General features: G+C 28.5%; 1 protein-coding gene. It reads right to left on the bottom strand.

Annotated features, from left to right (window positions below):
* The coding region (locus IU405_RS01995) for a nicotinate-nicotinamide nucleotide adenylyltransferase (RefSeq protein ID WP_197436940.1) at window positions 1-382 on the bottom strand (382 nt) is incomplete at both ends.

Below are 382 nucleotides of genomic sequence, written 5' to 3'. Positions count from 1 at the left end.
TTTTATAAAAATTCATTTCATCAATATACTCCCAAACTTCTTTGGTCAGTAATGGTTGCACATTTTTTTGATGTTTAATTCCATTTCGAATCATGGTTGATGAAATTTCCATAATTGGCGCATCAACCAAATGAATTTTTGGATGATTTTTAAATTTATGTGTTGTTTTTTCATCAGAAACTCTAGGATAAACATATATAAAATGATTCTCTAAAATGGTTTCGTAGTTTTTCCATTTATGAAAACTATTCAAATTGTCTTCGCCCATAATCAACGAAAATTCGTTATTTGGATAATTCTCACAAATGTGTGCCAAAGTAAAAACCGTATAATTGGGTTGTGGTAATTTGAACTCTATGTCAGATGGTTTTATTTTTGGATA

Origin of the sequence: Polaribacter sp. BAL334, from assembly GCF_015767435.1 — a bacterium.
Classification (GTDB): Bacteria; Bacteroidota; Bacteroidia; order Flavobacteriales; family Flavobacteriaceae; genus Polaribacter.
The sequence above is the reverse complement of the archived record's forward strand: the minus strand, read 5'-3'. Positions and strand labels throughout refer to the sequence as shown.